This is a genomic window from Candidatus Egerieousia sp. (assembly GCF_056211015.1).
Genome location: NZ_JBAELF010000127.1, coordinates 1 through 1,904, shown reverse-complemented (window position 1 = coordinate 1,904; position 1,904 = coordinate 1). Strand labels below are relative to the sequence as shown.

Sequence of the window (1,904 nt, the reverse complement as noted above, 5' to 3'; positions counted from 1 at the left end):
GATGGAACAATATACAGAGGAAAATAATTGCGGTCAAGGCGGAACGCAGAATGATTTATGAGAAATATGTCAATTGAAGAAAGTCGGAGGCCAAGCGGTCTTAGGAAGACAACACATCACATCAACTCCTTGGCTCACAGAACGACATGGCTACGATCCGACTTGATGGAACAATATACAGAGGAAAATAATTGCGGTCAAGGCGGAACGCAGAATGATTTATGAGAAATATGTCAATTGAAGAAACCATCTGTGCTAATGCTACAACTTCAGGAGGAGCAATTGCCGTAATACGTGTCAGTGGAGCGGATGCTATTGACACTGTTTCCAGGATTTTTGTGCCTGCATCAAAGGAAAGCGCTCCCCTATCCTCTGCCAATGGATACACAATGCATTACGGTTCAATTGGTACTCAGACAGAAACCATTGATGAAGTTCTGGTGTCAGTTTTCAGGGCTCCTCATTCATATACGGGCGAAAACAGCGTGGAAATCTCCTGTCACGGCTCCAACTACATAGTTCAGAGGATACTATCGCTCCTGGTAGAGAATGGCTGCAGGATGGCGCAACCTGGTGAATTCACACAAAGAGCCTTCATAAACGGGAAAATGGATCTTTCTCAGGCTGAGGCTGTTGCAGATTTGATTGCTTCACAGACAGAGGCCGCGCACAGAATAGCGCTTAAGCAACTAAAAGGAGGTTTCAGTCAGGAATTGGCATTGATGCGTCAGGAATTGCTTCATATAGTATCGCTGATGGAACTTGAACTGGATTTCAGCGAGGAGGAAGTAGAATTTGCGGACCGCAGCGAACTGCGACAGCTGCTGGACAAAGTTACGCAGCACATTGATAAGCTTATTTCCAGTTTCAATTTAGGTAACGCCATCAAAAACGGTGTGCCAGTGGCAATTGTAGGAGCAACAAATGCAGGAAAGAGCACTTTGCTGAACACAATAATCGGTGAAAACAGAGCTATTGTTTCAGATATTGCAGGCACCACACGCGATACCATTGAAGAGAATTTCAACATTGGCGGCGTGCTGTTCCGATTTATTGATACTGCCGGACTGCGCCAGAGCAACGATACCATTGAGAAGATAGGCATTGAACGAGCATACGAGAAACTTGCAGAAGCTACACTGGTTCTTGCTGTAATGGATCTCAGCTCCCCTGTTGACATTATCTTAAGCAGCGCTGAAGATATCCTGAGCAAAGTAAATGCAAATCAGAAGCTTATATTTCTGCTCAACAAAGCAGACAAGGCTGAGGATGAATATATTAATCAAGTGGAAAAACGTTTGGTAGAACTGGCACAAACACTGGATTGCAATGCTGAATCGCTGAAGAAAACTGATAATATATCCCATGAAGCAGGCTCAAAATTAACAGAGAAAAATTTCAAATGCTTCAGAATATCGGCCAAAAACAAAACAGGCATACAGGAATTCATAAACCACGTTTCTGAAACGTTTCAAACGCTCAACGCATCGTCCGAGACCACACTCGTTTCAAACGTACGCCACCTCGAAGCACTCAAATCCGCCATCACCGCACTTTACCGTGTCCGCGAATCTCTTGACAGCTCCACCCCTACCGACCTCATTTCCCAGGACATACGCGAAGCCCTTTACCACCTCGGCTCCATAGTAGGTGAAATCTCCACCGACGAAATCCTCGGGAACATCTTCAGCCACTTCTGCATCGGGAAATGAACTTGCTGACTACCAATATATTACAAAAGTAAATAGCGGAGGGTTATTGTATGCAGGCTGGCCACAAAATTCGTATATTCGCAAATGAGAATACCGGCGGACCGGCATAAAAAGAAAAAACCCGGATTCATCACCAGCACTTACGTCTGGGAGAGGAACGACCGGGACTGCATTGCAAATATATGAAGAATT

1 protein-coding gene is annotated in these 1,904 nt (G+C 44.9%); it reads left to right on the top strand.

Annotated elements, in window-relative coordinates; genetic code table 11:
* The first annotated feature begins 230 nt into the window (after positions 1-230).
* Entirely contained in the window at positions 231-1,712 is a 1,482-nt protein-coding gene (gene mnmE / locus AC06L3_RS08425) for a tRNA uridine-5-carboxymethylaminomethyl(34) synthesis GTPase MnmE (RefSeq protein ID WP_475670179.1), read from the top strand.
* The last annotated feature ends 192 nt before the right edge of the window (positions 1,713-1,904 follow it).

What these genes read in the sequence shown, in the direction of transcription:
- mnmE (WP_475670179.1), top strand. Translation starts at nt 231, where the DNA reads ATGTCAATTGAAGAAACCATCTGTGCTAATGCTACAACTTCAGGAGGA.